The sequence below is a fragment of the Salmonella sp. 741265050_HSA genome, from assembly GCF_046569445.1.
GTDB lineage: Bacteria > Pseudomonadota > Gammaproteobacteria > Enterobacterales > Enterobacteriaceae > Salmonella > Salmonella enterica.
The window spans coordinates 108248-130824 of record NZ_JBKFSV010000004.1; the positions used below are offsets into that span (position 1 = coordinate 108248).

The following is a 22577-nucleotide window of genomic DNA, read 5'->3' on the forward strand; positions in this document are numbered from 1 at the left end:
AGCGACTGAATAGTGGGGGGTAACGTCGGGAAAGGGCGGCAGCGCGCCGCCCGGTAACAGAATTAACGCAGAATATTTTTCTCAGCCAGATCCAGCGCGAAGTAGCTGAAAATCAAATCGGCGCCGGCGCGTTTAATCGAGCCCAGACTTTCCAGCACGACCTTTTCTTCATCGATGGCGCCAGCCATAGCAGCAAATTTAATCATGGCGTATTCACCGCTCACCTGGTAAGCGCCAAGCGGCAACTCTGTGCGTTCGCGGATTTCACGCAGCACGTCCAGATACGCGCCGGCCGGTTTCACCATTAAGCAATCCGCGCCCTGGGCTTCGTCGAGCAGTGATTCGCGAATCGCTTCACGGCGGTTCATCGGATTCATTTGATACGTCTTGCGGTCGCCTTTTAACGCGGTACCCGCTGCTTCACGGAAGGGGCCGTAGAAAGAAGAGGCGAACTTGGTGGAGTAGGACATTATTGCCGTATCGGTAAAACCGGCGGCATCCAGCGCCTGGCGGATAGCCTGGACTTGTCCATCCATAGCTGCGGAGGGCGCAATAAAATCTGCTCCAGCCGCCGCCGCGACAACGGCCTGCTTGCCGAGGTTGGCCAGCGTCGCATCGTTATCCACACCGTGTTCGCACAACACGCCGCAGTGGCCGTGCGAGGTGTATTCGCAGAAGCAGGTGTCGGACATGACGATCATCTCCGGCACGGTTTGCTTACAGATGCGGGACATTCTTGCCACCAGGCCGTCTTCTTTCCAGGTATCGCTGCCGGTGTCATCAGTATGGTGGGAAATGCCGAAGGTCATAACGGAACGAATACCAGCATTTGCGATACGTTCAATCTCTCGCGCCAGCTGCTTTTCCGGGATACGCATTACGCCGGGCATGGCATCAATAGCTTTGTAATCGTCGAGTTCTTCTTCAACAAAGATCGGCAACACCAGGTCGTTCAGGCTAAGTGTTGTCTCTTCAAACATAGCGCGCAGCGCAGCGGATTTGCGCAGGCGGCGAGGGCGATGGATAAGGTCTGTCATGGTCTGCCTGATGTTTGTGGAATCGAAGGCCCAGTATACCTGAATCTGCAGGCAGATGTTTTACGAAAACGGTCCTTAACGTAGCAGGCGCAGCCCCGGCGGCGGCAGAACATGGCGCTTCTTTTATATACCGGAGATTAATATCTCAGGCACTATATCATTTAAAATAAGAATTAGTTTTACGTTGTTTTTAGTTTTATTTCATCGTTATTTAAGTAAATGTGGGTTTTAACATTATTCATATTTATTTTATTTTTCTTTAATCCATATTTATCTCATATGTATTTTATTTTTTTATTTTCTTGTAACCTCATGAAAAAGAATGATTTTTAATTATCCATTTTACTTTTATTACGTCTTTTTAATTCATGTCCGAATCCGGACTGGGGATAAAGAATAATTGAACCTTTTAGCAATGACGCCGCATAATCCTCCTTGCTAAACATCTATATGTTTTTATGCATTGATAATTGATGGATCAACTATATTACGTCCCTGAGGAGGGATGACAAATGCACTCCTGGAAAAAGAAACTTGTAGTCTCACAATTAGCATTGGCTTGCACTCTGGCAATCACTTCTCAGGCGAATGCTACTACTAATGATATTTCTGGTACCACTTACAATACGTTTCATCACTACAACGATGCGACCTACGCTGATGGCGTTTATTATGATGGCTATGTAGGTTGGAACAACTACGCAACTGATAGTTACTATAACGGTGACATTTATCCTGTAATCAATAACGCGCGAGTTAATGGCGTTATTTCTACCTACTATCTGGATGATGGCGTTACTACCAATACTAATGCGAATAGCCTGACAATTAAAAACAGTACTATTCACGGTATGATTACCTCCGAGTGTATGACTACCGATTGCGTAAATCGTGACACCGGGTATGTATATGATCGCCTGGCGCTGACCGTTGATAATTCTACCATTGATGACAACTACGAGCATTATACCTATAACGGTACCTATACCGATGGTACTGCGGATACGCATGTTGTTGATGTTTATGACATGGGTACCGCGATTACACTGGATCAGGAAGTTGATCTGTCTATTGTAAATAATTCTCATGTTGCTGGTATTACCCTGACTCAGGGCTACGAATGGGAAGATATCGACGATAACACCGTTAGCACTGGTGTAAACAGCGGTGAAGTATTTAATAACACAATCAATGTTGCTGATTCTACCGTAACCTCTGGTTCATGGTCTGATGAAGGTACTTCCGGCTGGTTTGGTAATACTAATAACGCTAGCGATTACAGCGGTTCTTATACTGCTGATGACATTGCGATTGCGGCAATTGCAAACCCATATGCTGATAATGCAATGCAGACGACGGTCAACCTCAGCAACTCCACGCTGATGGGCGATGTTGTATTCTCCAGCAATTTCGATGAGAACTTCTTCCCGAATGGAGCGGATAGCTATCGTGATACTGATGCTGACCGCGACACGAACGGTTGGGATGGCACTGACCGTATGGATGTTACCCTGAATAATGGTAGCAAATGGGTTGGTGCAGCAATGTCTGTACATATGACAGACACTGGTACTGATGCCGATGGAGACGGTGTTTTTGAATATACTGTAGATACTAACGGCGACGGTATTCTTGATGCCACATCTCCGGATGGAGTTTACGATTCTTATGCTGTAGGTACCGAGGCAACTGCAACTCTGATCGATATCGCAGCTAATAGTCTGTGGCCATTATCAACTGTAGGTGTTGATAACATTTATACTGACTACAGTGAGTATAACCATATCGTTGGTAACGAAGTTTATCAGAGCGGCCTGTTTAACGTGACCCTGAATACCGGATCACAGTGGGACACTACTAAAACTTCTCTGATTGATACGCTGAGTATCAATAGTGGTTCTGTTGTCAATGTTGCTGATTCTACTCTGGTTTCTGACACTATCGGCCTGACTGGTGGTTCTGCTCTGAACATCAATGAAGATGGTCATGTTGCAACTGATACCCTGTCTATCGATAACAGTACCGTTACGATTGCTGATGATGTTTCTGCTGGCTGGAGCGTAAATGATGCTGCCCTGTACGCAAACACTATCAACGTAACCAATAATGGTGTACTGGATGTTGGTAATAGCGCTTCTAATGCGCTGCAGGTTGATACTCTGAACCTGACCAGCTACACCGATGCTAACGGTTATGTGAACGCAGGTGTTTTCAACATCGAAAGTAACCGTTTCGTACTGGATGCTGACCTGACTAACGATCGTACTAACGACACGACTAAGTCTAACTACGGTTATGGCGTGATTGCGATGAACTCTGATGGTCATTTGACCATTAACGGTAACGGCGATACTTACGATACCGACCAGACGGAAGCAGGTCAGGATGAAGTTGATAACGTTGGTGACAATGTTGCAGCTGCAACCGGTAACTATAAAGTACGTATCGACAATGCTACAGGCACGGGTTCTGTTGCGGATTATAAAGGTAATGAGCTGATCTATGTTAACGATAAGAACAGCACCGCTACCTTCTCTGCAGCAAACAAAGCTGACCTGGGTGCTTACACCTATCAGGCTAAGCAGGAAGGCAACACTGTCGTGCTGGAACAGATGGAACTGACCGACTACGCTAACATGGCGCTGAGCATTCCTTCTGCGAACACCAATATCTGGAACCTGGAACAAGACACCGTTGGTACTCGTCTGACCAACGCTCGTCATGGCCTGGCGGATAACGGCGGCGCATGGGTAAGCTACTTCGGCGGTAACTTCAACGGCGACAACGGTACCATTAACTACGATCAGGATGTTAATGGCATCATGGTCGGTGTTGATACCAAAGTTGACGGTAACAACGCTAAGTGGATCGTTGGTGCGGCAGCAGGCTTCGCGAAAGGTGATATGAGCGATCGTACCGGTCAGGTGGATCAGGACAGCCAGTCTGCCTACATCTACTCTTCCGCTCGCTTCGCAAACAACATCTTTGTTGACGGTAACTTGAGCTACTCTCACTTCAACAACGATTTGTCTGCTAACATGAGCGACGGTACTTACGTTGACGGCAACACCTCTTCTGACGCCTGGGGCTTCGGTCTGAAACTGGGCTACGACTGGAAACTGGGTGATGCAGGCTACCTGACTCCGTACGGCAGCGTGTCTGGTCTGTTCCAGTCCGGCGACGACTACCAGCTGAGCAACGACATGAAAGTTGACGGTCAGTCTTACGACAGCATGCGTTATGAACTCGGTGTAGATGCAGGTTATACCTTCACTTACAGCGAAGATCAGGCGTTGACCCCGTACTTCAAACTGGCTTACGTTTACGACGACTCCAACAACGATGCTGACGTAAACGGCGACTCTATCGACAACGGCGTAGAAGGTTCTGCGGTACGTGTTGGTCTGGGTACTCAGTTCAGCTTCACGAAGAACTTCAGCGCCTACACCGATGCTAACTACCTCGGCGGCGGTGATGTTGATCAAGACTGGTCTGCAAACGTTGGTGTTAAATATACCTGGTAATCATTTTCTCTCAGGAGAAATAAAGGTAATTTAAACTGAAAAATGCCCGTCAAGGACTTGACGGGCATTATTGCAAGGAATGCATATGTTATCTTTAAGCAAGCCACTACAGGAATTCTACAGACTCGATAAATGCCTTTCTAAGCATGGTACGCGTTTCGAGTTTGTTAATGATAAAGAGATTATCTGTTCACCTGATGAAAGTAATACCCATACCTTTGTTATTTTAGAGGGGGTTGTTTCGTTAGTTCGCGGTGATAAAGTTCTTATTGGTATTGTGCAGGCCCCCTTTATTTTCGGTTTAGCCGATGGTGTGGCGAAAAAAGAGGCACAATATAAATTAATTGCGGAGAGCGGTTGCATCGGTTATCGCCTCTCATCATCACAAACTCTCGCCATCATTGAGCAGAACCAACTGTGGCGTGAAGCCTTCTGTTGGATAGTATGGAAAAGTCAGGTACTGGAACTTCGTGACAAGCAGCTCATTGGTAATAATTCTTACGACCAAATTCGTGCGACGTTAATGACAATGATTGAGTGGGATGAAGAACTTCGCTCACGTATTGGTGTTATGAATTATATTCATCAACGAACGCGCGTATCGCGATCGGTGGTGGCGGAAGTTCTCGCGGCCCTGCGTAAGGGTAATTACATTGAAATGAATAAAGGCAAACTGATCAGTATTAACCGTTTGCCCTCCGAATATTAACAAAAATGTTGCGCCTCGTCTGATATAGCGCGAGGCGCGACGACTCAGGATGCAGGAATAGCAATCGGTTTATTGCCGCTTAGCTCAGTAACCAAATCGTTAATCCCGTCGCTCATATTGGTAAAACGAGTGAGGGGGGAACGGGTTACGACCACAAAAGCGCCAATATTATATTGTGGGATCATCGCCATATAGGTAATAAAACCGCCGCCGCCGCCTGTTTTCTGGATAATGCCAGGACGTCCGTCTTTTGGCGCCATATAGACCCAACCCAGACCGAGCGCGTCGGCTTTACCCGGTACGTCCATCCCAATGATTTTCTTTAACTGTGTGCGCTGATAAATCAACGTTTGCATACGATCGGCCTGTTGGCTACGGTGATAGAAATCTGACGACAGATACTGTTGCATCCAGCGCATCATATCTCCTGGCGTAGAATAGACCCCGCCGCTGCCAATGGCAGCCAGCGTATTATTACAGGGGCTTGCGCCTTTTTCTGCCACCATCAGACGCTTACACTGATCGGGAGAAGGGGTAAACGTGGTGTCTTTCATTCCCAGCGGGCGGGTAATCTTTTCTTCAAACAGTTGCGTATAAGGTTTGCCGGAGGCGGTCGCCAGCGCGTCGGCTAACAGGTCGAACGCCAGATTGGAATAGGCCGCCTGCGAGCCTGGCGCGACTTTTAACGTTGCTGTGGAGAGCCAGTTCCAGCGTTGTTCGCGGGTTGGCCAGACAAATACCGGACGATGCGCCGCGCCGCCGGGCTGTTCTCGCGGAAGCGCGCTGGTGTGGGTCGCTAAGTTGACCAACGTAATCGGCGTGCCTTGATACGTCGGGACATGTGCGCCGGGAGGCGCATATTTGCTGAGAGGATCGTTTAATTTTACCGTTCCCTGATCGAGCAATTTTACCAACATTTCACTGGTCATTAGCTTGGTGAGAGAAGCGATACGAATGACCGAATCAAGCTGTGGACGAACATTATTGCCAGGTCTGGTGTCACCGAAACTACGAAACACGCGTTGATTGCCGTCGATCACCACCAGCGCCATGCCCGTGGCGCCGCTACCATAAAAGATATGCTCGGCATAACGATCAACGATATCAGAGGCAAAAACCGGATCGGCAATCGGCTGAGCCGCCTGGACAGAAGTAAGTGATGCCGCAAACAGCATGGCAGTAAAAAGCAGACTACGTTTCAACGGTGATGTCCATAAGTGAAATAACGGTGGTTATGCGTATTTATACTACCCGGCGGCACATTGCAAAACGTTAAAGAGAAAAAAGTGGGTGAAAAAACGTAACGGCGGGTTTTCGTGATGAAGAATGTTTACTTTTGTGATAGAGCGCTTGTGATAACCTGATAGCGTCAGCGTGCCTGCTGTGTATGAAACTCGTCGAAACAATTCTGTTGAGCAGAAATGCGAACTAAGCGTCACAACGTAGGTCACAATGCCTGGTTTAGCCCTTTCATTTGCGTGGGCATGGCGTGCTATTGCCGCCGTCACAGCAGCCGTAATAAAGAGAAGAAGTTAGCAGGAGAGCATGATGTTTAAATCTTTTTTCCCAAAGCCAGGGCCGTTTTTCATGTCGGCGTTTGTTTGGGCGCTGATCGCCGTCATTTTCTGGCAGGCGGGAGGAGGAGATTGGGTGGCGCGACTTGTAGGGGCATCCGATGAAGTGCCTATCAGCGCAGCGCGCTTCTGGTCGCTGGACTATCTGATTTTTTATGCTTATTACCTGATTTGCGTGGGATTATTTGCAACGTTCTGGTTCATCTATAGCCCGCACCGCTGGCAGTACTGGTCGATACTTGGCACCTCGCTCATTATTTTTGTCACCTGGTTTTTGGTGGAGGTTGGCGTCGCGGTTAACGCCTGGTACGCGCCGTTCTATGATTTGATTCAAACGGCGCTCAGCTCGCCGCACAAGGTCACTCTTGGTCAATTTTATCATGAAGTGGGGGTGTTTCTCGGTATTGCGCTTATCGCCGTGGTGATCGGCGTGCTGAACAACTTCTTTGTCAGCCACTATGTATTTCGCTGGCGTACCGCAATGAATGAGCACTATATGGCGCACTGGCAGTACCTGCGCCATATCGAAGGGGCTGCCCAGCGTGTGCAGGAAGACACCATGCGTTTTGCCTCTACACTGGAGAACATGGGCGTGAGTTTTATCAATGCCATCATGACGCTTATCGCCTTTCTGCCGGTGTTGGTCACCCTGTCAGCGCATGTGCCGGATTTACCCATCGTAGGACATATCCCTTACGGCCTGGTCATTGCCGCCATAGTCTGGTCATTAATGGGGACGGGCCTGCTGGCGGTCGTCGGGATCAAATTGCCAGGGCTGGAATTTAAAAATCAGCGAGTGGAAGCCGCTTATCGTAAGGAGCTGGTCTACGGTGAAGATGACGCCAGCCGCGCCACGCCGCCAACCGTCCGTGAACTGTTTAGCGCGGTGCGCCATAACTACTTCCGTCTCTACTTTCACTATATGTATTTCAACATCGCGCGCATTCTCTATTTGCAGGTCGATAACGTTTTCGGTTTGTTCCTGCTGTTTCCTTCCATTGTTGCCGGTACGATTACGCTGGGGCTGATGACGCAAATCACCAACGTGTTTGGTCAGGTGCGCGGTTCGTTCCAGTATTTGATTAACTCCTGGACGACTCTGGTGGAGCTGATGTCTATTTATAAACGTTTACGTAGCTTTGAACGCCAGTTGGATGGTCAGCCAGTTCAGGAAGTGACCCACTCTTTTAGCTAACAGAAGGAAACGTTATGTCGGCGGCGTCCCGTCTTTATCCTCTGCCTTTTCTGGCGGTCGCCATATTGGCTGGCTGTAGTAGTCAATCCGGGCAGCCGGTGAGCAAGGGCGAGAAGCCTGTCGACGTGGCAAGCGTAGTTCGTCAGAAAATGCCGGCCACTGTCAAAGACAGAGAGGCCTGGGCGAAAGATATCGCGACAACATTTAAGAGCCAGGGGCTGGCGCCGACGGTAGAAAATATCTGTTCGGTGCTGGCTGTCGCCCAGCAGGAGTCCGGTTATCAGGCGGATCCTGTCGTGCCGGGGCTAAGTAAAATCGCCTGGCAGGAGATTGATCGCCGCGCTGAACGACTACACATTCCGCTGTTTCTGGTGCACACCGCGCTGAAAATTAACTCCCCCAACGGCAAAAGCTATAGCGAACGCCTGGACACGGTAAAAACCGAAAAACAGCTTAGCGCTATTTTTGACGATTTTATCAATATGGTCCCTATGGGGCAGACGCTATTTGGCTCATATAACCCGGTGCATACGGGCGGCCCGATGCAGGTCAGCATTGCCTTTGCCGAACAGCACGCGAAAGGCTATCCGTGGAAGATGACGGGTACGGTACGTCAGGAGGTCTTTACGCGCCGTGGCGGATTGTGGTTTGGAACCTACCATTTGCTGAATTACCCGGCGAACTACAGCGCGCCTGTTTTCCGCTTCGCCGATTTCAACGCGGGATGGTACGCCAGCCGTAACGCTGCGTTCCAGAATGCCGTTAGTAAAGCCAGTGGGGTAAAACTGGCGCTGGATGGCGATCTGATTCGTTATAACAGCAAGGAGCCGGGCAAAACAGAGTTAGCGGTGCGCAAACTGGCAGGGCAGTTGGGAATGAGTGAGCGTGAAATTCGCAGCCAACTGGAGAAAGGCGATAGCCTGGCGTTTGAAAAAACGGCGCTCTACAAGAAAGTCTATAAACTGGCCGAGGCCAAAACGGGTAAGACGCTTGCGCGGGAAATGTTGCCCGGTATTCAACTGGAAAGTCCGAAGATTACGCGTAAGCTGACGACCGCCTGGTTTGCTAAACGAGTTGATGAGCGGCGGGCGCGGTGTATGGGGCGATAAATTTCGCGCTGGGATATTTTCTCCAGCGCGCTAAGGTTTATTGGTGACGGTGACGCCAGCGTAAAAACGCGGCGATAACGGCGAAAATGAGGCAGCCCGTGAGGAAGGGCACCAGGCCAAAAATCGTCCCGACGCCCAGCCCAATCTCTACCCGCGGTCGACCTGTATCCTGTACCTGCATCAGATGCTCATAGATGCCCGGCGCATGAACCAGCAGGTTTAAGAGTTGCGCTCCGGCCCAGAAGCAAAACAGTACAAATATGGCGTAAGCAATATTTCCGGGCGTAGAGGAGGTTTCTCGATGCTTCCCGCTGAACAGCGATTTTGAGAGAGTGAAATCAGCCATAAAGACCTCCAGGATGATCGGCTACGATCTGGCGTTATGCCATCGGCTTACTGTGAAGTCTGACAGGTCATTGTGTTTGTCAATATCAGAATCATGGTAATTTCACATACGGAATGTATCCATCGCGTAAATTTTTGTTAGTTGTCACAAAACGATCACTTTTATCAAAATCAATTAACATTTAAGAAATTCCGTATCCCCCACAGACTCGCTCGCAAGAAGTATGCAAAAATACGTTTTTGTTGCTGTTAATACGTCGGAGTCGTTATGCGTTTGCCTGTAAAAATTCGTCGTGACTGGCACTACTATGCCTTCTCTATTGGCCTTATCTTTATTTTGAATGGTGTCGTAGGATTGCTGGGTTTTGAGGCGAAAGGATGGCAAACCTATGGCGTTGGGCTGGTAACGTGGATTATCAGCTTCTGGCTGGCGGGGTTCATCATGCGCCGGCGCGAAGATGATGAGGTAAAAGACGCCCGATAAACGTTGCGCTATCGGGCGTGCGCTATTACATCGTGGTTTTTAAGGCGTTATTCGCCGTATGGCGTTCCAGCGCCAGCTCAATCAGACGGCTGATCAAATCGGTATAGCCCAATCCGCTCGCCTGCCAGAGTTTTGGATACATACTGATATTGGTAAAACCTGGCAGCGTATTGATCTCGTTAATCACGACCTCATTGTCTGCCGTTAAGAAGACATCGACACGCGCCATACCCGCGCACCCCAGCGTCTGATAAGCCTGGATCGCGATCGCGCGGATCTTGTCATTCACCTCGGAAGGGATCTGCGCAGGCACGACAACTTGTGCGCCGTTATCATCAATATACTTAGTATCGTAGGCGTAAAATTCGCTATTCAGTACGATTTCGCCGCAGGTACTGGCCTGTGGGTTATCGTTACCTAATACGGCGCATTCGATCTCGCGCCCTTTGATCCCTTGCTCCACCACCACTTTATGATCGAATTCGAAAGCCAGCGCGACCGCCTGCTGATATTGCGCTTCGTTAGCGACTTTACTAACGCCGACCGAAGAGCCCTGATTGGCGGGCTTAACGAACAGCGGCAGTCCCAGACGGGATTCAACCTCGTCAAAACTAAACGCGTGACGATTCGTTCGGGTGAGTGTAATAAACGGAGCGATATTCAGTCCTGCATCGCGTAGCAGTCGTTTGGCGACGTCTTTATCCATGCAGGCTGCGGAGCTCAGCACGTCTGAACCGACAAACGGTAAGTTTGCGACGCGCAGCATCCCCTGCAATGAGCCGTCTTCGCCCAGCGTACCGTGGACGATAGGAAAAATAACATCTACCGTCGGTAGCGGCTGCCCGTTCTGGGCGTTAATCAACTGGTGTTGGTGTTTGCCAGGCACCTGGGCCAGACTGATTGCCGAAGGACGTAGCGCGATATGTGCCGGATCGTCTGCATTCTGCAAATAATTTTCCGCATCGTTAACATGCCATTGTCCTGCCTTATCTATCCCTAACAGCACCACGTCGAAGCGGGTTTTATCGATCGCATCAACGATATTTTTCGCTGATTGCAAAGACACTTCATGTTCCGCCGACTTACCGCCAAATACTATTCCTACCCGCAATTTCGCCATCTTAAAAACCCATTCCATCGAATGCAAAGCGTATACATTACCACGACAAAACGCGGGTTTCGCGGGGTTCTGCCATAATGTTTATGGGATGTGAGAACGGAGGCCGCGTGAGAGGTAAGGGTTTTCTGATTATTGTGCTGTTGGGCGGCATTGGCGGACTGGGATATCGTTATCTTCCCTCTTATTATAATCCTTTTGCTCCGCTACAACTTGCCGATCCGCCAGGCTGGATCACTACCTTCAAACTACAGCGCCTGACGCCGTCGCAGTGCCGGGAGCTGTTGACGGCGGCCAATCAACAGGGATTAATTTCATCACAACCTGTTGCGGATAGCGCTGGTGAATGTCCCTTGTCCCATGTTGTGCGCGTCAGAGATTTTGGCCAGGTCAAACTGAGCAGCAGTTTTTTAGCCTCATGCCCGTTGGCGCTGCGCTCCGCGCTGTTTGTCGAACAGCAGGCAAAACCTTTAACAGAAACGTGGATGAAGCGCCGCCTGACCCGCATCGAACATCTGGGCAGCTATGCCTGCCGTAATATTTATCACCGCCCGGATGCGCGTCGCAGTGAACATGCCAGCGCAGAAGCGCTGGATGTCAGCGGGTTTCAGCTATCAGATGGCCGAAAAATCACTGTTCTGCGCGGCTGGGGGCGTCAGGAGACGGGGCCCTGGTTACGCGCTATGTTAAACGCCAGTTGCCATTATTATGGCAATGGGCTCGGGCCTGACTATAACGCTGCTCATGCTAACCATTTTCATCTTGGAATGCGGGGCTACGGCGTGTGTCGTTAAAGCATAAACGTCTGCCTTGCGTGGCTATATAATGTGACATGTTTCACAAAAATGATGAACGGGGAGACAAAATAGCAAAGTGTGACGTATCGCACCTCTGGAACCACCAGGAAAAAGAGAACTTGCTAAGCTAACGCGTATTTTCAGCTACTTACCGTTACGAGTCTTATGGAATCCTGGAAAGTTAATCTAATTTCCGTTTGGTTTGGATGTTTTTTTACCGGGCTGGCAATCAGCCAAATCCTGCCATTCTTACCCCTTTATATTTCCCAGCTTGGCGTCTCTTCCCATGAAGCGTTATCAATGTGGTCCGGGTTAACGTTTAGCATCACGTTTCTTATTTCCGCCATTGTGTCGCCGATGTGGGGCAGTCTCGCCGATCGTAAAGGGCGTAAACTGATGCTATTGCGCGCGTCGCTCGGGATGGCGATAGCTATTCTACTGCAGGCATTTGCGACCCATGTCTGGCAACTTTTCCTGCTGCGCGGAATCATGGGGTTAACGTCAGGCTATATCCCCAATGCCATGGCGCTGGTAGCCTCTCAGGTACCGCGCGAACGTAGCGGCTGGGCGCTCAGTACGCTTTCTACCGCGCAGATCAGCGGCGTTATCGGCGGGCCGTTAATGGGCGGCTTTGTCGCGGATCATATCGGGCTGCGGGCGGTATTCCTGATTACCGCCATGCTGTTGGTGGTGAGCTTTCTGGTCACGCTATTTTTAATTAAAGAAGGCGTGCGTCCGGTCATCAAGAAAAGCGAACGCCTGAGCGGTAAAGCCGTTTTTGCGTCGTTACCTTATCCTGCGCTGGTGATCAGTTTGTTTTTTACCACGATGGTCATTCAACTCTGTAATGGTTCCATCAGTCCAATCCTGGCGCTGTTTATCAAATCAATGATGCCGGACAGTAATAACATCGCCTTTCTTAGCGGGTTAATCGCCTCGGTGCCCGGTATCTCCGCGCTTATCTCCGCGCCTCGCCTGGGAAAACTTGGCGACAGAATCGGCACGGAAAGAATTCTGATGGCCACGCTTATCTGCGCAGTGCTGCTTTTCTTCGCGATGTCCTGGGTCACCACGCCGTTCCAGTTGGGACTGTTGCGTTTCTTGTTGGGCTTTGCCGATGGCGCGATGTTACCCGCCGTACAAACGTTATTGGTGAAATACTCCAGCGACCAAATTACCGGACGTATTTTTGGCTACAACCAGTCATTTATGTACCTGGGCAACGTGGTTGGGCCGTTGATGGGCGCGACGGTATCGGCGATGGCCGGTTTCCGCTGGGTTTTTATCGCTACGGCGGCGATCGTGTTGATCAATATTGGACAACTGACCCTGGCGTTACGTCGTCGGCGTAACGCGCAAAAAGCGAAAGTCCAATAGCGGTGCATCGTAACGGCGCTTCTGCCGTTACGATATGGTTTAAATTAAAAGATATATTCTTTATCCGTGAAGTTTTTCTATAGATGGCATAACCTTAAATTATGATATAGCGTGATTATTGTTTTTTGATGGTTTATTATCGTCTCGTTTTCGGTCTGAGAAACGTTTCGCTGCGGCGACAGTGATAATTATTTGTGTAAAGTTCTTCCTGTATCATAAAAATAGTACTTTCAGCCTCTAGGCAGTGGTTCTTCATAGTGATAACGTCACCCTGGAACTAATAAGGAAATATGGTCATGAAAAATCTCATAGCAGAGTTGTTGCTTAAGCTAGCCCAAAAAGAAGAAGAGTCGAAAGAACTGGTTGCTCAGGTAGAAGCGTTAGAGATTATCGTCACAGCAATGTTACGTAACATGGCGCAAAACGAGCAGGAGATGTTGATACGTCAGGTAGAGGGGGCACTTGAAGGCGTAAAGCCGGATGCCAGCGTTCCTGATCACGATACGGAATTGCTGCGCCAATATGTAAAAAAGTTGCTGAGACACCCCCGGCACTAATCGTATTTTAAAACAACACAGTTGTTATAACGTTACTTTTATGAAATAACATAGCCGCTTCGTTTTTATTTTCTTCTGGTTAATACAGAGCAAAATAAAAACGAAGCGGCTATGGTAATAACAGTGTAACGTTATGCGCTGTTCTTCTGCATCCTGCCAGTGTGACTGTGGATAATCGAATTGCACATTAGCCTACGGTTTGTCAATCAATAAAAAATCTATTGCTAACGGTAAGTAATACTTTTACAACCGGGTGGTATTTTTGCCAGTAACGGCCAGACTTATATAAAGTCCCTGGGATATTTCCCAAAGGGACAACGTGTAATGTGTACACTGACAAAAGGATGGTGCTATGAAAATAACATTACTGGTGACTTTACTTTTTGGCCTGGTCTTTTTAACCGCCGTCGGCGCAACCGAGAAATCGTTAACGCCGCAACAGCAGCGCATGACGACCTGTAATCAGCAGGCGACAGCGCAAGCGTTGAAAGGCGATGCGCGTAAAACCTACCTTAGCGACTGCCTGAAAAACAGTCAGTCAGCCCCTGGCGAGAAAAGCCTGACGCCGCAACAGCAGAAAATGCGTGAATGCAATGTTCAGGCGACGGAACAATCCCTGAAAGGCGATGACCGTAGCAAGTTTATGAGCGCCTGCCTGAAAAAAGCGGCGTAGTGCTATCGGGTGAGCCCTGAAAAACACTCACCCGAAATTTCATACTTCCTCCATGCGCTCTGTTTCTATAATTTGGGAAAATTGTTTCTAAATGTTCCCAAAAATAATGAATGATGAAAATTTTTACCGAAAAGCGGTTGAACAGGCGGTAGCGCCGCCTGACCCTTCTGATGATCGTCAGCGCTCCGGATTGCGCTTCGCCCGGCGCATCAGGCTACCGCGCGCGGTGGGGTTAGGGGGGATGTTTTTACCGGTAGCCGCCGTGTTAGTGTCGCAACCTGTCTTTGGCGGCTGGTGGCTATTGCTGGTCGGCTGGTCTTTTGTCTGGCCGCATCTGGCGTGGCAGTGGGCGGCGAAAGCCCTTGATCCGCTACGCCAGGAAATTTACAACCTGAAAGTGGATGCGATCCTCTCCGGCATGTGGATCGCGTTGATGGGCGTCAATATGTTGCCTGCCGCCGCGCTGTTTATGATGATGAGCATGAATCTGATGGGCGCTGGCGGGCGGCGGCTATTCACTGTCGGAATGGGCCTTTTGCTGGCGTCATGTCTGGTGACGTTGCAGCTTACCGGGCTACCCGTCGCTATGCGAAGCTCATCGCTGGAAGTCACGCTCTCTTTGCCCGTCATTATGTTGTATCCGCTTCTGTTCGCCTGGGTAAGTTATCAAACGGCCATTAAATTAGCGGAACATAAGCGACGCTTGCAGGCGATGAGTTCGCGGGATGGCATGACCGGCGTCTATAACCGACGCCACTGGGAAATTTTATTACGTAATGAATTCGATCACAGCCGACGCCACCATCGGGAGGCGACATTGTTGATTATCGATATCGATCATTTTAAGAGCATTAACGACACCTGGGGACATGATGTTGGGGATGAGGCTATTATCGCCCTGACGCGTCAATTACAGATAACGCTACGCGGGAGTGATATTATCGGGCGCTTTGGCGGCGACGAATTTGCGGTGATTATGTGCGGAACGCCGGCAGACAGCGCGATTACCGCCATGTCGCGAGTGCATGAACGGCTAAATACCTTACGCTTGCCGGGCGCGCCGCAGGTCATGTTACGTATCAGCGTGGGCGTGGCGCCGTTAACGCCACAAATCGGTCATTATCGGGAATGGTTAAAGTCTGCGGATATGGCGCTTTACAAAGCAAAGAATGCCGGACGTAACCGCACCGAAGTGGCGGCATGACGTCCAGCCGGGCTTCAGGATTTACTGAGCGCCTCTGATTTTTCCATACACTTCGTCATCGCTTCTATTACCGCAGCGCGGAAGCCACGTTCTTCCAGAACGCGTACGGCTTCAATCGTCGTTCCGCCAGGCGAGCACACCATATCTTTCAGTTCGCCGGGATGCTTTCCGGTTTCGAGTACCATTTTCGCCGACCCCATGACGGCCTGCGCGGCGAATTTATAAGCCTGAGCGCGAGGCATACCGCCCAGAACGGCAGCGTCCGCCATCGCCTCGATAAACATAAAGACATAGGCCGGCGAAGATCCGCTCACGCCAACCACCGGATGGATCATCGGCTCAGCAATCACTTCCGCCTCGCCAAAGCAGCGGAAAATATTCAGCACATCAGCTGTATCTTCCGGTGTGACCAGCGCGTTGGGCGTGACGGAGGTCATTCCTGCGTTGACCAGCGACGGCGTATTCGGCATAGCGCGAATGATTTTACGGTCGTGTCCCAGCGCGCGCGCAAGCTGATCAAGCGTTACGCCTGCGGCGATAGAGACCACCAGCGAGTCTTTGTTCAGGCTGGAGGAGATTTCACTGAGCACTTTCACCATAATGCCCGGTTTTACCGCGCCGAAAACGATATCCGCGACCTGAGCGACTTCCTGCGCGCTTTGCGCCGCATTAATGCCGTACTGGTCATGCAGGGCGGCAACTTTATCGGGGGAGGGGGTGTAGACCCAGATCTGGCCGGGAAGTACCTGACCGCTGGCAATCAGTCCGCCAAGAATAGCCTTGCCCATATTACCGCAGCCAATAAAACCGATTTTCTTCTCCATCTCGTCACTCCCTATGTTTGTGTGTTATGGGGAATGGTTAGCTTAACGCGGATTGAAAACGGGCAGAAGGAGAAACAGCACTTTGATGAAAGGCAAAAGCGCGAGACAATAAAAGATTGTATACCGTACGGGAGACATTATGACCATCTGGGTGGATGCGGATGCGTGTCCGAATGTCATTAAAGAAATTTTGTACCGCGCCGCCGAGCGGATGCAGTTGCCGCTTATTCTGGTTGCCAATCAGGCCTTGCGCGTGCCGCCTTCGCGTTTTATCCGCACGCTCCGCGTGGCCGCCGGGTTTGACGTGGCGGATAACGAAATCGTCCGTCAATGCGAAGCGGGCGATCTGGTGATTACCGCAGATATTCCGCTGGCGGCTGAAGTGCTGGAAAAAGGTGCTGCGGCTCTTAATCCCCGGGGAGAACGCTATAGCGACGCCACGATTCGCGAACGTCTGACGATGCGTGACTTTATGGACACGCTACGCGCCAGCGGCGTACAAACGGGGGGACCAAACACTCTCTCGCCGCGCGATCGTCAGCATTTTGCCGCCGAGCTGGATAAGTGGTGGCTGGAAAACCAGCGTAAAAAATAAATCGTGTAATGAAAAATTTACAGTTTATTCATTTCTGATTCTTGCTATAGTACTAATATTGTGACTTTAGTACCTTTGTGTAAATCATTATTTACATTTATGCGTTGTACTAGTTAGATGATATGATTATAACATTGCTGATATCAAATCCTGCGTATGCGCAGTTCCTGGGGGAACGCCTGCTATGATGCAACCTCTTTATCTTGTTGGCCCGCGGGGCTGTGGGAAAACCACCATCGGTATGGCGCTGGCGCAGGCAACCGGTTTCCGGTTTGCGGATACCGACCGCTGGCTGCAATCGCACGTGCAGATGAGCGTCGCTGATATCGTTGAAAAAGAAGGCTGGGGAGGGTTCCGCGCCCGGGAAACCGCGGCCCTGGAGGCGGTAAGCGCGCCTTCGACTGTCGTGGCGACAGGAGGCGGTATTATTCTCACGGAGTATAACCGACGTTATATGCACCGTGTTGGCGTAGTGATTTATCTGTGCGCGCCGGTATCCACGCTGGTTAACCGGCTTGAGGCTGAACCTGAAGCGGATCTGCGCCCGACCCTCACCGGCAAGCCGTTGAGCGAAGAGGTTCGGGAAGTGCTTGAGCAGCGTGACGCGTTGTATCGCGAAACGGCGCATTACATTATTGACGCGACGAAAGCGCCGGCCCAGGTCGTTTCTGAAATTATCGCGGCGCTGCCGCCGTCGACGCAACGGTTACAGGGAGATGTCTATACTTAACGCTCACCCAGAATAAAGGAAACGCTATGCCAACCAGACCACCTTATCCGCGGGAGGCTTATATCGTCACCATTGAAAAAGGCACGCCGGGCCAGACGGTGACGTGGTATCAGCTACGGGCTGACCATCCGAAACCTGATTCGCTCATCAGCGAGCATCCGACCGCAGAAGAAGCGATGGATGCGAAAAAACGTTACGAAGATCCGGATAAATCATAGACGCATGAACCACTCGGAAGGGATTCTGAGTACCCCTAAATTGTATCTCCATCACATTCTTGAAACATTTATACTGGCAACTAAAACCGTAAATTAAGCGATAACAATACAATATTGGAGTTATTTGGAATCTTTACACAATACGTTGCTCATCTGCTGCTACGCTTTCTGAGATTTGTAGGGCAGGTAGCGCGGTGAGCGTGTGAATATTTGCCCGGGAATTACGACGAAGTAATAAGGTGGAATAAAAATGAGTGCGTCGTTGGCAATCCTCACAATCGGCGTTGTGCCAATGAGCGAAGTGTTACCGCTTCTGACGGAATACATCGACGAACAACACATCACCCATCATAGCCTGCTGGGAAAAATGAGCCGGGAAGACGTTATGGCGGATTACGCTGTAGAGCCTGGCGACGATCCGCTTTTGACGTTGCTGAATGATAACCAGATAGCCCATGTTTCCCGCCAGAAGGTGGAGCGAGATTTACAGAGCGTTGTCGAGGTGCTGGATAACCAGGGTTATGATGTCATTATACTGATGAGCACCGCGGCGATTAAAAGTATGGCAGCCCGTAATTCTATTTTGCTTGAACCGCTGCGTATTATTCCACCGCTTGTCGCCTCTATTGTGGATGGGCATCAGGTGGGCGTGATTGTGCCTGTTGCAGAACTTCTGGCGGCCCAGGAGAAAAAATGGCAGGTATTGCAAATGCCGCCGGTGTATTCGCTGGCGAATCCGGTTCACGGTTCTGAGCAACAGTTAATTGATGCCGGGCAGGCGCTACTGGATCAAGGCGCGGACGTCATTATGCTGGATTGTCTGGGTTTTCATCAGCGTCATCGGGATATTTTACAGCAGGCGCTGGATGTGCCGGTTTTACTCTCTAACGTTTTGATTGCGCGGTTAGCTTCAGAACTGCTTGTCTAATTTTACGTGACAGGCCGAACGTCAGGACTCTATATTGGGTGTTAATTTAATAATGAGACGGGGCCTGATTATGCTACAAAGCAATGAATACTTTTCCGGGAAAGTGAAGTCTATTGGATTTACCAGCAGTAGCACCGGCCGGGCCAGCGTTGGTGTGATGGCGGAAGGGGAGTATACATTTGGCACCGCCGAACCCGAAGAGATGACGGTTGTGAGCGGCGCGTTGAAGGTACTGTTGCCGGGAACTGTCGAATGGAAAGTGTATACAGCCGGTGAGGTGTTTAACGTGCCTGGCCACAGCGAGTTTCATCTCCAGGTTGCTGAGCCCACCTCGTATCTGTGCCGCTATTTGTAACGGTGAGTCCCCTCTCCGGCGGAGAGGGGCCATCTGGTTAGCGCTGCGCTTCGCCGCCTAATCCTTCCACCAGGCTTTGAATCAGCGCCGCCAGCTCGCCGGTCATCAGGATAAAGTCCGCGTCAAAACGTTGGGCAAAATCTTCCCGGTCGATATCTTCGTTCTGGTCGCGCAGCTCATCGCAGAATTTCAGACGCTTAATGGAGCCGTCATCGCACATGACGAATTGAATGCGCTGCTGCCAGTCGAGCGCCAGCTTCGTGACCACTTTACCCGCTTCAATATGAACGGCGATCTCGTCGCTGACCAGATCCTGCTTTTTCGCGCGGATCACGCCGCCATCTTCCAGCATCGCTTTCAATTCGGCTTCGTCCAGCAACTGGAAACCCTGAGCGACCGTACCGGAGCGCACCCACTCGGTGAGCGTCAGCTCAATCGGATTTTCCAGCGCCAGCGGGACGACCGGCAGCGAGCCAAGACTTTTACGCAGTAGCGCTAAAGTATCTTCCGCTTTTTTCGCGCTGGCGCAGTCAACCATAATCAGGCCGTTAACGGTATCAATCCACATCATTGTCTGACTGAAGCGGCTAAACGCGCGCGGCAGCAACGAATGCAACACTTCATCCTTCAGGGAATCTTTTTCCGTCTTCTTCAGCTTGCGTCCCTGATCGGCTTCCAGTTTCTGGATTTTCGCCTCCAGTGCCTGTTTAATCACTGGCGATGGCAGGATTTTCTCTTCTTTGCGCGCGCAAATAATAATTTGGCCATTGGCGGTGTGCGTTAACGCATCGCTGTGAGAGCCCATCGGCGGAACCCAGCCCATTTTGGCCATATCCTGGCTACCGCATGGGGTAAACGTCATTGAGGCGAGCTGTTTCTCCATCTCTTCGGCGCGTAATGTGATATCGCGGCTAAGACGGTAAACCATTAAATTTTTGAACCACAGCATGATAATTTCCACGGCCTTGTCGTTAAATCCAGGCGGTATAGTAACGAATTGTCGGCAGGCTTGCATTGCCAATCAGAACGGTGAATTCTACCCTGTTGATATTCCCAAAAAATGAGGAGCGGTATGTGCGTATTGGTATCGATTTAGGCGGCACAAAAACGGAAGTCATTGCGCTTGATGATGCAGGAGAGCAGCGGTTTCGCCATCGTCTGCCTACGCCGCGGGAGGATTATCAGCAAACGATAGAAACCATCGCTACGCTGGTCGACATGGCGGAACAGGCGACCGGCCAGACCGGTAGCGTTGGCATTGGCATTCCCGGTTCTCTCTCGCCTTACACCGGCGTGGTAAAAAACGCTAACTCTACGTGGCTTAACGGCCAGCCGTTCGATAGCGATGTGAGCCGTCGTCTGAAGCGTGAAGTGCGGTTAGCCAACGATGCCAATTGCCTGGCGGTATCGGAAGCGGTAGATGGCGCGGCGGCGGGGGCGCAAACGGTATTTGCGGTGATTATCGGTACCGGGTGCGGCGCGGGCGTAGCGCTAAATGGCCGGGCGCACATCGGCAGCAACGGTACGGCAGGTGAATGGGGCCACAATCCGTTGCCGTGGATGGATGACGATGAGTTGCGTTACCGCGAAGAAATTCCCTGTTATTGCGGTAAACAAGGCTGTATCGAAACCTTTATTTCCGGTACGGGATTCGCCACGGATTACCAGCGTTTGAGCGGTAAAACGCTAAAAGGCGATGAGATTATTCGTCTGGTCGACGCGCAGGACGCCGTGGCGGAACTGGCGTTAAGCCGTTATGAGCTGCGGCTGGCGAAAGCATTATCTCATGTCGTGAATATTCTGGATCCGGATGTCATTGTGCTGGGCGGCGGTATGAGCAATGTTGAGCGCCTGTACAAGACGGTTCCGTCGCTGATGAAATCGTTTGTTTTTGGCGGCGAGTGCGAGACGCCGGTACGTAAGGCGCGGCATGGCGATTCGAGCGGCGTGCGCGGCGCGGCCTGGCTGTGGCCGCTGGCGTAACGTTTTTAGCCGGATGGCGCGTCATCCGGCAACCGGCGTGACCGATGGCTGCTTGTGTTTTAGACGTCCGTATACCAGCAACGACGACATGGCGGAAAACGAGAGCAGGGCGGCGGGAAGCGCCACGTAGTGGTACGCAAAACCTAGCGTCAGCATCAGCCCGCCGCACCAGGCGCCAATCGCGCTACCGAGATTAAAGGCGATTTGCCCTCCCGCCGCGCCCAGCAGTTCGCCGCCTTTGGCGTTTTGCAGCAGCAGGATTTGCAGCGGCGCAGAGAGCGCAAACAGACCAGCGCAGCAGATAAACGCGAAAGTCAGCGATGCCGTTTTGTATCCGCTGAAGAAAAAGAGCGCCATGAGAGAGAGCACGATAACGAGGTCAGTCACTACCGCGATGCGCAGCGGAGTATATCTGCCGGAGAGTTTGCCGCTTAACAGATTGCCTAACACCATCCCCAGCCCGACCAGCATCATAATAAACGTCATGCTCGTCTCCGAAAAACCGGAGATGTACATCATAAATGGCTTGATATAGCTGAACCAGGCAAAAACGCCCGCATTGCCGAACATCGTGGCGGCGAAAATGAGCCACGGCGCGGGGCTACGCAAGAAGTGGAACTGCTCGCGCAGGCTGCCTTGGGCTTTGTCGCGAATATCCGGCACCCAGAAGAAAATTGCGGTGAGCACGGCGATGTTGAAAACCGCGATCAATAAAAAGGTGTAGCGCCAGCTAAATTCCTGGCTCAGGTAAGTGCCGACCGGAATGCCCACCAGATTCGCCACCGTCATCCCTGAAACCATACCCGCGACGGCGGCGGTGACTTTCCCGGGGCGGATAATCTTTGACAGGACAATGGCGCCGACGCCAAAAAAGGCGCCGTGCGGAAAGCCGGAAACCAGTCTGCCGACGGCGAGCATCAGATATGACGAGGAAAAGGTAAATATGGCATTGCCCATCACGCACAGCGTGACCAGAAACAGCAGTATATGTTTAAGCGAAAAGCGGCTGGAAAAGAGCGCCATAACAGGCGCGCCCAGCACGACGCCGAAGGCGTAAAACGAGATCATATGCCCGGCGGCGGGAATTGTTATCCCGACATCGCGTGCCAGCTCCGTCAGCACGCCCATAATGCCAAACTCGGCCATCCCCAGTCCGAACGTACCCAGCGCCAAAGAAAAAATAACTTTTTTCATACCACCTGCCGAAAATAAAGGCGCATGTTGCGCGCTGTGGCTGTGAAT

At 50.9% G+C, this 22577-nt stretch carries 23 protein-coding genes; 16 read left to right on the plus strand and 7 right to left on the minus strand.

The window, feature by feature from the left end; all coding sequences use genetic code 11:
* Positions 1–62 precede the first annotated feature (62 nt).
* The gene (hemB, locus tag ACLD4F_RS11400) at positions 63–1037 is read right to left on the minus strand and encodes a porphobilinogen synthase (RefSeq protein ID WP_000130728.1); all 975 of its coding nucleotides are present in this window, start codon (positions 1035–1037) and stop codon (positions 63–65) included.
* 512 nt (positions 1038–1549) lie between these two features.
* Between hemB and ehaB the strand changes: the two genes are divergently transcribed.
* Complete coding sequence (ehaB, locus tag ACLD4F_RS11405; protein WP_411010848.1) at positions 1550–4561, plus strand: autotransporter adhesin EhaB; 3012 nt, start codon at positions 1550–1552, stop codon at positions 4559–4561.
* A gap of 85 nt (positions 4562–4646) precedes the next feature.
* Complete coding sequence (gene iprA / locus ACLD4F_RS11410) at positions 4647–5270, plus strand: hydrogen peroxide resistance inhibitor IprA (RefSeq protein WP_000950242.1); 624 nt, start codon at positions 4647–4649, stop codon at positions 5268–5270.
* A 44-nt stretch (positions 5271–5314) separates the two neighbouring features.
* Here iprA and ampH read toward each other — a convergent pair whose 3' ends face one another.
* Positions 5315–6472, minus strand: a complete 1158-nt coding sequence (gene ampH, locus ACLD4F_RS11415; RefSeq protein ID WP_000830777.1) for a D-alanyl-D-alanine-carboxypeptidase/endopeptidase AmpH — start codon at positions 6470–6472, stop codon at positions 5315–5317.
* Positions 6473–6818: 346 nt separating this feature from the next.
* Between ampH and sbmA the strand changes: the two genes are divergently transcribed.
* Positions 6819–8039 carry a peptide antibiotic transporter SbmA gene (gene sbmA / locus ACLD4F_RS11420; RefSeq protein WP_000477023.1) on the plus strand — a complete coding sequence of 407 codons (1221 nt, stop codon included), beginning with the start codon at positions 6819–6821 and terminating at the stop codon, positions 8037–8039.
* A gap of 14 nt (positions 8040–8053) precedes the next feature.
* Complete coding sequence (gene yaiW, locus ACLD4F_RS11425; RefSeq protein ID WP_023182347.1) at positions 8054–9148, plus strand: surface-exposed outer membrane lipoprotein YaiW; 1095 nt, start codon at positions 8054–8056, stop codon at positions 9146–9148.
* 37 nt (positions 9149–9185) lie between these two features.
* Here the strand turns inward: yaiW and ACLD4F_RS11430 are convergent, their stop codons facing one another.
* Positions 9186–9494: a YaiY family protein gene (locus ACLD4F_RS11430; RefSeq protein ID WP_000763139.1), complete on the minus strand. Its 309-nt coding sequence runs from the start codon at positions 9492–9494 to the stop codon at positions 9186–9188.
* A 267-nt stretch (positions 9495–9761) separates the two neighbouring features.
* Between ACLD4F_RS11430 and ACLD4F_RS11435 the strand changes: the two genes are divergently transcribed.
* Positions 9762–9977, plus strand: coding sequence for a DUF2754 family protein (locus ACLD4F_RS11435; protein WP_079944531.1), 216 nt, complete (start codon positions 9762–9764; stop codon positions 9975–9977).
* A gap of 25 nt (positions 9978–10002) precedes the next feature.
* Here the strand turns inward: ACLD4F_RS11435 and ddlA are convergent, their stop codons facing one another.
* Complete coding sequence (gene ddlA / locus ACLD4F_RS11440) at positions 10003–11097, minus strand: D-alanine--D-alanine ligase (protein ID WP_076726143.1); 1095 nt, start codon at positions 11095–11097, stop codon at positions 10003–10005.
* A 77-nt stretch (positions 11098–11174) separates the two neighbouring features.
* On the opposite strand from ddlA, the gene ACLD4F_RS11445 reads away from it, so the two are divergent.
* From ACLD4F_RS11445 to adrA, 5 genes are all read left to right on the plus strand, one after another.
* Positions 11175–11888, plus strand: coding sequence for an extensin family protein (locus ACLD4F_RS11445; protein ID WP_000480794.1), 714 nt, complete (start codon positions 11175–11177; stop codon positions 11886–11888).
* A gap of 168 nt (positions 11889–12056) precedes the next feature.
* On the plus strand, positions 12057–13268 hold the full coding sequence (locus ACLD4F_RS11450) for a multidrug efflux MFS transporter (RefSeq protein WP_076726145.1): 1212 nt from the start codon (positions 12057–12059) through the stop codon (positions 13266–13268).
* Between the two features lie 296 nt (positions 13269–13564).
* On the plus strand, positions 13565–13825 hold the full coding sequence (gene iraP / locus ACLD4F_RS11455; protein ID WP_001518423.1) for an anti-adapter protein IraP: 261 nt from the start codon (positions 13565–13567) through the stop codon (positions 13823–13825).
* Positions 13826–14177: 352 nt separating this feature from the next.
* Positions 14178–14498: a phosphate starvation-inducible protein PsiF gene (psiF, locus tag ACLD4F_RS11460; RefSeq protein ID WP_079944532.1), complete on the plus strand. Its 321-nt coding sequence runs from the start codon at positions 14178–14180 to the stop codon at positions 14496–14498.
* A 91-nt stretch (positions 14499–14589) separates the two neighbouring features.
* Positions 14590–15702, plus strand: a complete 1113-nt coding sequence (gene adrA / locus ACLD4F_RS11465; RefSeq protein ID WP_000484097.1) for a diguanylate cyclase AdrA — start codon at positions 14590–14592, stop codon at positions 15700–15702.
* A gap of 14 nt (positions 15703–15716) precedes the next feature.
* Here the strand turns inward: adrA and proC are convergent, their stop codons facing one another.
* Positions 15717–16526 (minus strand): pyrroline-5-carboxylate reductase, encoded by an 810-nt coding sequence (gene proC, locus ACLD4F_RS11470; RefSeq protein ID WP_000412193.1) that lies wholly within the window; start codon positions 16524–16526, stop codon positions 15717–15719.
* Positions 16527–16665: 139 nt separating this feature from the next.
* Here proC and ACLD4F_RS11475 point away from each other — a divergent pair, with 139 nt between their 5' ends.
* From ACLD4F_RS11475 to ppnP, 5 genes are all read left to right on the plus strand, one after another.
* Complete coding sequence (locus ACLD4F_RS11475) at positions 16666–17121, plus strand: YaiI/YqxD family protein (protein WP_000158136.1); 456 nt, start codon at positions 16666–16668, stop codon at positions 17119–17121.
* A gap of 184 nt (positions 17122–17305) precedes the next feature.
* Positions 17306–17851, plus strand: a complete 546-nt coding sequence (gene aroL / locus ACLD4F_RS11480) for a shikimate kinase AroL (RefSeq protein ID WP_000983569.1) — start codon at positions 17306–17308, stop codon at positions 17849–17851.
* Between the two features lie 26 nt (positions 17852–17877).
* Complete coding sequence (yaiA, locus tag ACLD4F_RS11485) at positions 17878–18069, plus strand: protein YaiA (RefSeq protein WP_001143161.1); 192 nt, start codon at positions 17878–17880, stop codon at positions 18067–18069.
* 250 nt (positions 18070–18319) lie between these two features.
* The gene (locus tag ACLD4F_RS11490; RefSeq protein WP_001276437.1) at positions 18320–18997 is read left to right on the plus strand and encodes an AroM family protein; all 678 of its coding nucleotides are present in this window, start codon (positions 18320–18322) and stop codon (positions 18995–18997) included.
* A 70-nt stretch (positions 18998–19067) separates the two neighbouring features.
* Positions 19068–19352 (plus strand): pyrimidine/purine nucleoside phosphorylase, encoded by a 285-nt coding sequence (gene ppnP, locus ACLD4F_RS11495; protein ID WP_000941953.1) that lies wholly within the window; start codon positions 19068–19070, stop codon positions 19350–19352.
* 37 nt (positions 19353–19389) lie between these two features.
* Here ppnP and rdgC read toward each other — a convergent pair whose 3' ends face one another.
* Positions 19390–20301, minus strand: a complete 912-nt coding sequence (gene rdgC / locus ACLD4F_RS11500) for a recombination-associated protein RdgC (RefSeq protein WP_000964305.1) — start codon at positions 20299–20301, stop codon at positions 19390–19392.
* A 125-nt stretch (positions 20302–20426) separates the two neighbouring features.
* Here rdgC and mak point away from each other — a divergent pair, with 125 nt between their 5' ends.
* Positions 20427–21335, plus strand: coding sequence for a fructokinase (gene mak, locus ACLD4F_RS11505; RefSeq protein ID WP_079944533.1), 909 nt, complete (start codon positions 20427–20429; stop codon positions 21333–21335).
* A gap of 21 nt (positions 21336–21356) precedes the next feature.
* Here mak and araJ read toward each other — a convergent pair whose 3' ends face one another.
* The gene (gene araJ / locus ACLD4F_RS11510) at positions 21357–22529 is read right to left on the minus strand and encodes an MFS transporter AraJ (RefSeq protein WP_000755630.1); all 1173 of its coding nucleotides are present in this window, start codon (positions 22527–22529) and stop codon (positions 21357–21359) included.
* Positions 22530–22577: the final 48 nt, after the last annotated feature.

Excerpts from the sequence above, each read along its gene's own strand:
- hemB (WP_000130728.1), bottom strand. The coding sequence starts at position 1,037 with ATGACAGACCTTATCCATCGCCCTCGCCGCCTGCGCAAATCCGCTGCG.
- ehaB (WP_411010848.1), top strand. The coding sequence starts at position 1,550 with ATGCACTCCTGGAAAAAGAAACTTGTAGTCTCACAATTAGCATTGGCT.
- iprA (WP_000950242.1), top strand. The coding sequence starts at position 4,647 with ATGTTATCTTTAAGCAAGCCACTACAGGAATTCTACAGACTCGATAAA.
- sbmA (WP_000477023.1), top strand. The coding sequence starts at position 6,819 with ATGTTTAAATCTTTTTTCCCAAAGCCAGGGCCGTTTTTCATGTCGGCG.
- yaiW (WP_023182347.1), top strand. The coding sequence starts at position 8,054 with ATGTCGGCGGCGTCCCGTCTTTATCCTCTGCCTTTTCTGGCGGTCGCC.
- ACLD4F_RS11430 (WP_000763139.1), bottom strand. The coding sequence starts at position 9,494 with ATGGCTGATTTCACTCTCTCAAAATCGCTGTTCAGCGGGAAGCATCGA.
- ACLD4F_RS11435 (WP_079944531.1), top strand. The coding sequence starts at position 9,762 with ATGCGTTTGCCTGTAAAAATTCGTCGTGACTGGCACTACTATGCCTTC.
- ddlA (WP_076726143.1), bottom strand. The coding sequence starts at position 11,097 with ATGGCGAAATTGCGGGTAGGAATAGTATTTGGCGGTAAGTCGGCGGAA.
- ACLD4F_RS11445 (WP_000480794.1), top strand. The coding sequence starts at position 11,175 with ATGTTTATGGGATGTGAGAACGGAGGCCGCGTGAGAGGTAAGGGTTTT.
- ACLD4F_RS11450 (WP_076726145.1), top strand. The coding sequence starts at position 12,057 with ATGGAATCCTGGAAAGTTAATCTAATTTCCGTTTGGTTTGGATGTTTT.
- iraP (WP_001518423.1), top strand. The coding sequence starts at position 13,565 with ATGAAAAATCTCATAGCAGAGTTGTTGCTTAAGCTAGCCCAAAAAGAA.
- psiF (WP_079944532.1), top strand. The coding sequence starts at position 14,178 with ATGAAAATAACATTACTGGTGACTTTACTTTTTGGCCTGGTCTTTTTA.
- adrA (WP_000484097.1), top strand. The coding sequence starts at position 14,590 with ATGTTCCCAAAAATAATGAATGATGAAAATTTTTACCGAAAAGCGGTT.
- proC (WP_000412193.1), bottom strand. The coding sequence starts at position 16,526 with ATGGAGAAGAAAATCGGTTTTATTGGCTGCGGTAATATGGGCAAGGCT.
- ACLD4F_RS11475 (WP_000158136.1), top strand. The coding sequence starts at position 16,666 with ATGACCATCTGGGTGGATGCGGATGCGTGTCCGAATGTCATTAAAGAA.
- aroL (WP_000983569.1), top strand. The coding sequence starts at position 17,306 with ATGATGCAACCTCTTTATCTTGTTGGCCCGCGGGGCTGTGGGAAAACC.
- yaiA (WP_001143161.1), top strand. The coding sequence starts at position 17,878 with ATGCCAACCAGACCACCTTATCCGCGGGAGGCTTATATCGTCACCATT.
- ACLD4F_RS11490 (WP_001276437.1), top strand. The coding sequence starts at position 18,320 with ATGAGTGCGTCGTTGGCAATCCTCACAATCGGCGTTGTGCCAATGAGC.
- ppnP (WP_000941953.1), top strand. The coding sequence starts at position 19,068 with ATGCTACAAAGCAATGAATACTTTTCCGGGAAAGTGAAGTCTATTGGA.
- rdgC (WP_000964305.1), bottom strand. The coding sequence starts at position 20,301 with ATGCTGTGGTTCAAAAATTTAATGGTTTACCGTCTTAGCCGCGATATC.
- araJ (WP_000755630.1), bottom strand. The coding sequence starts at position 22,529 with ATGAAAAAAGTTATTTTTTCTTTGGCGCTGGGTACGTTCGGACTGGGG.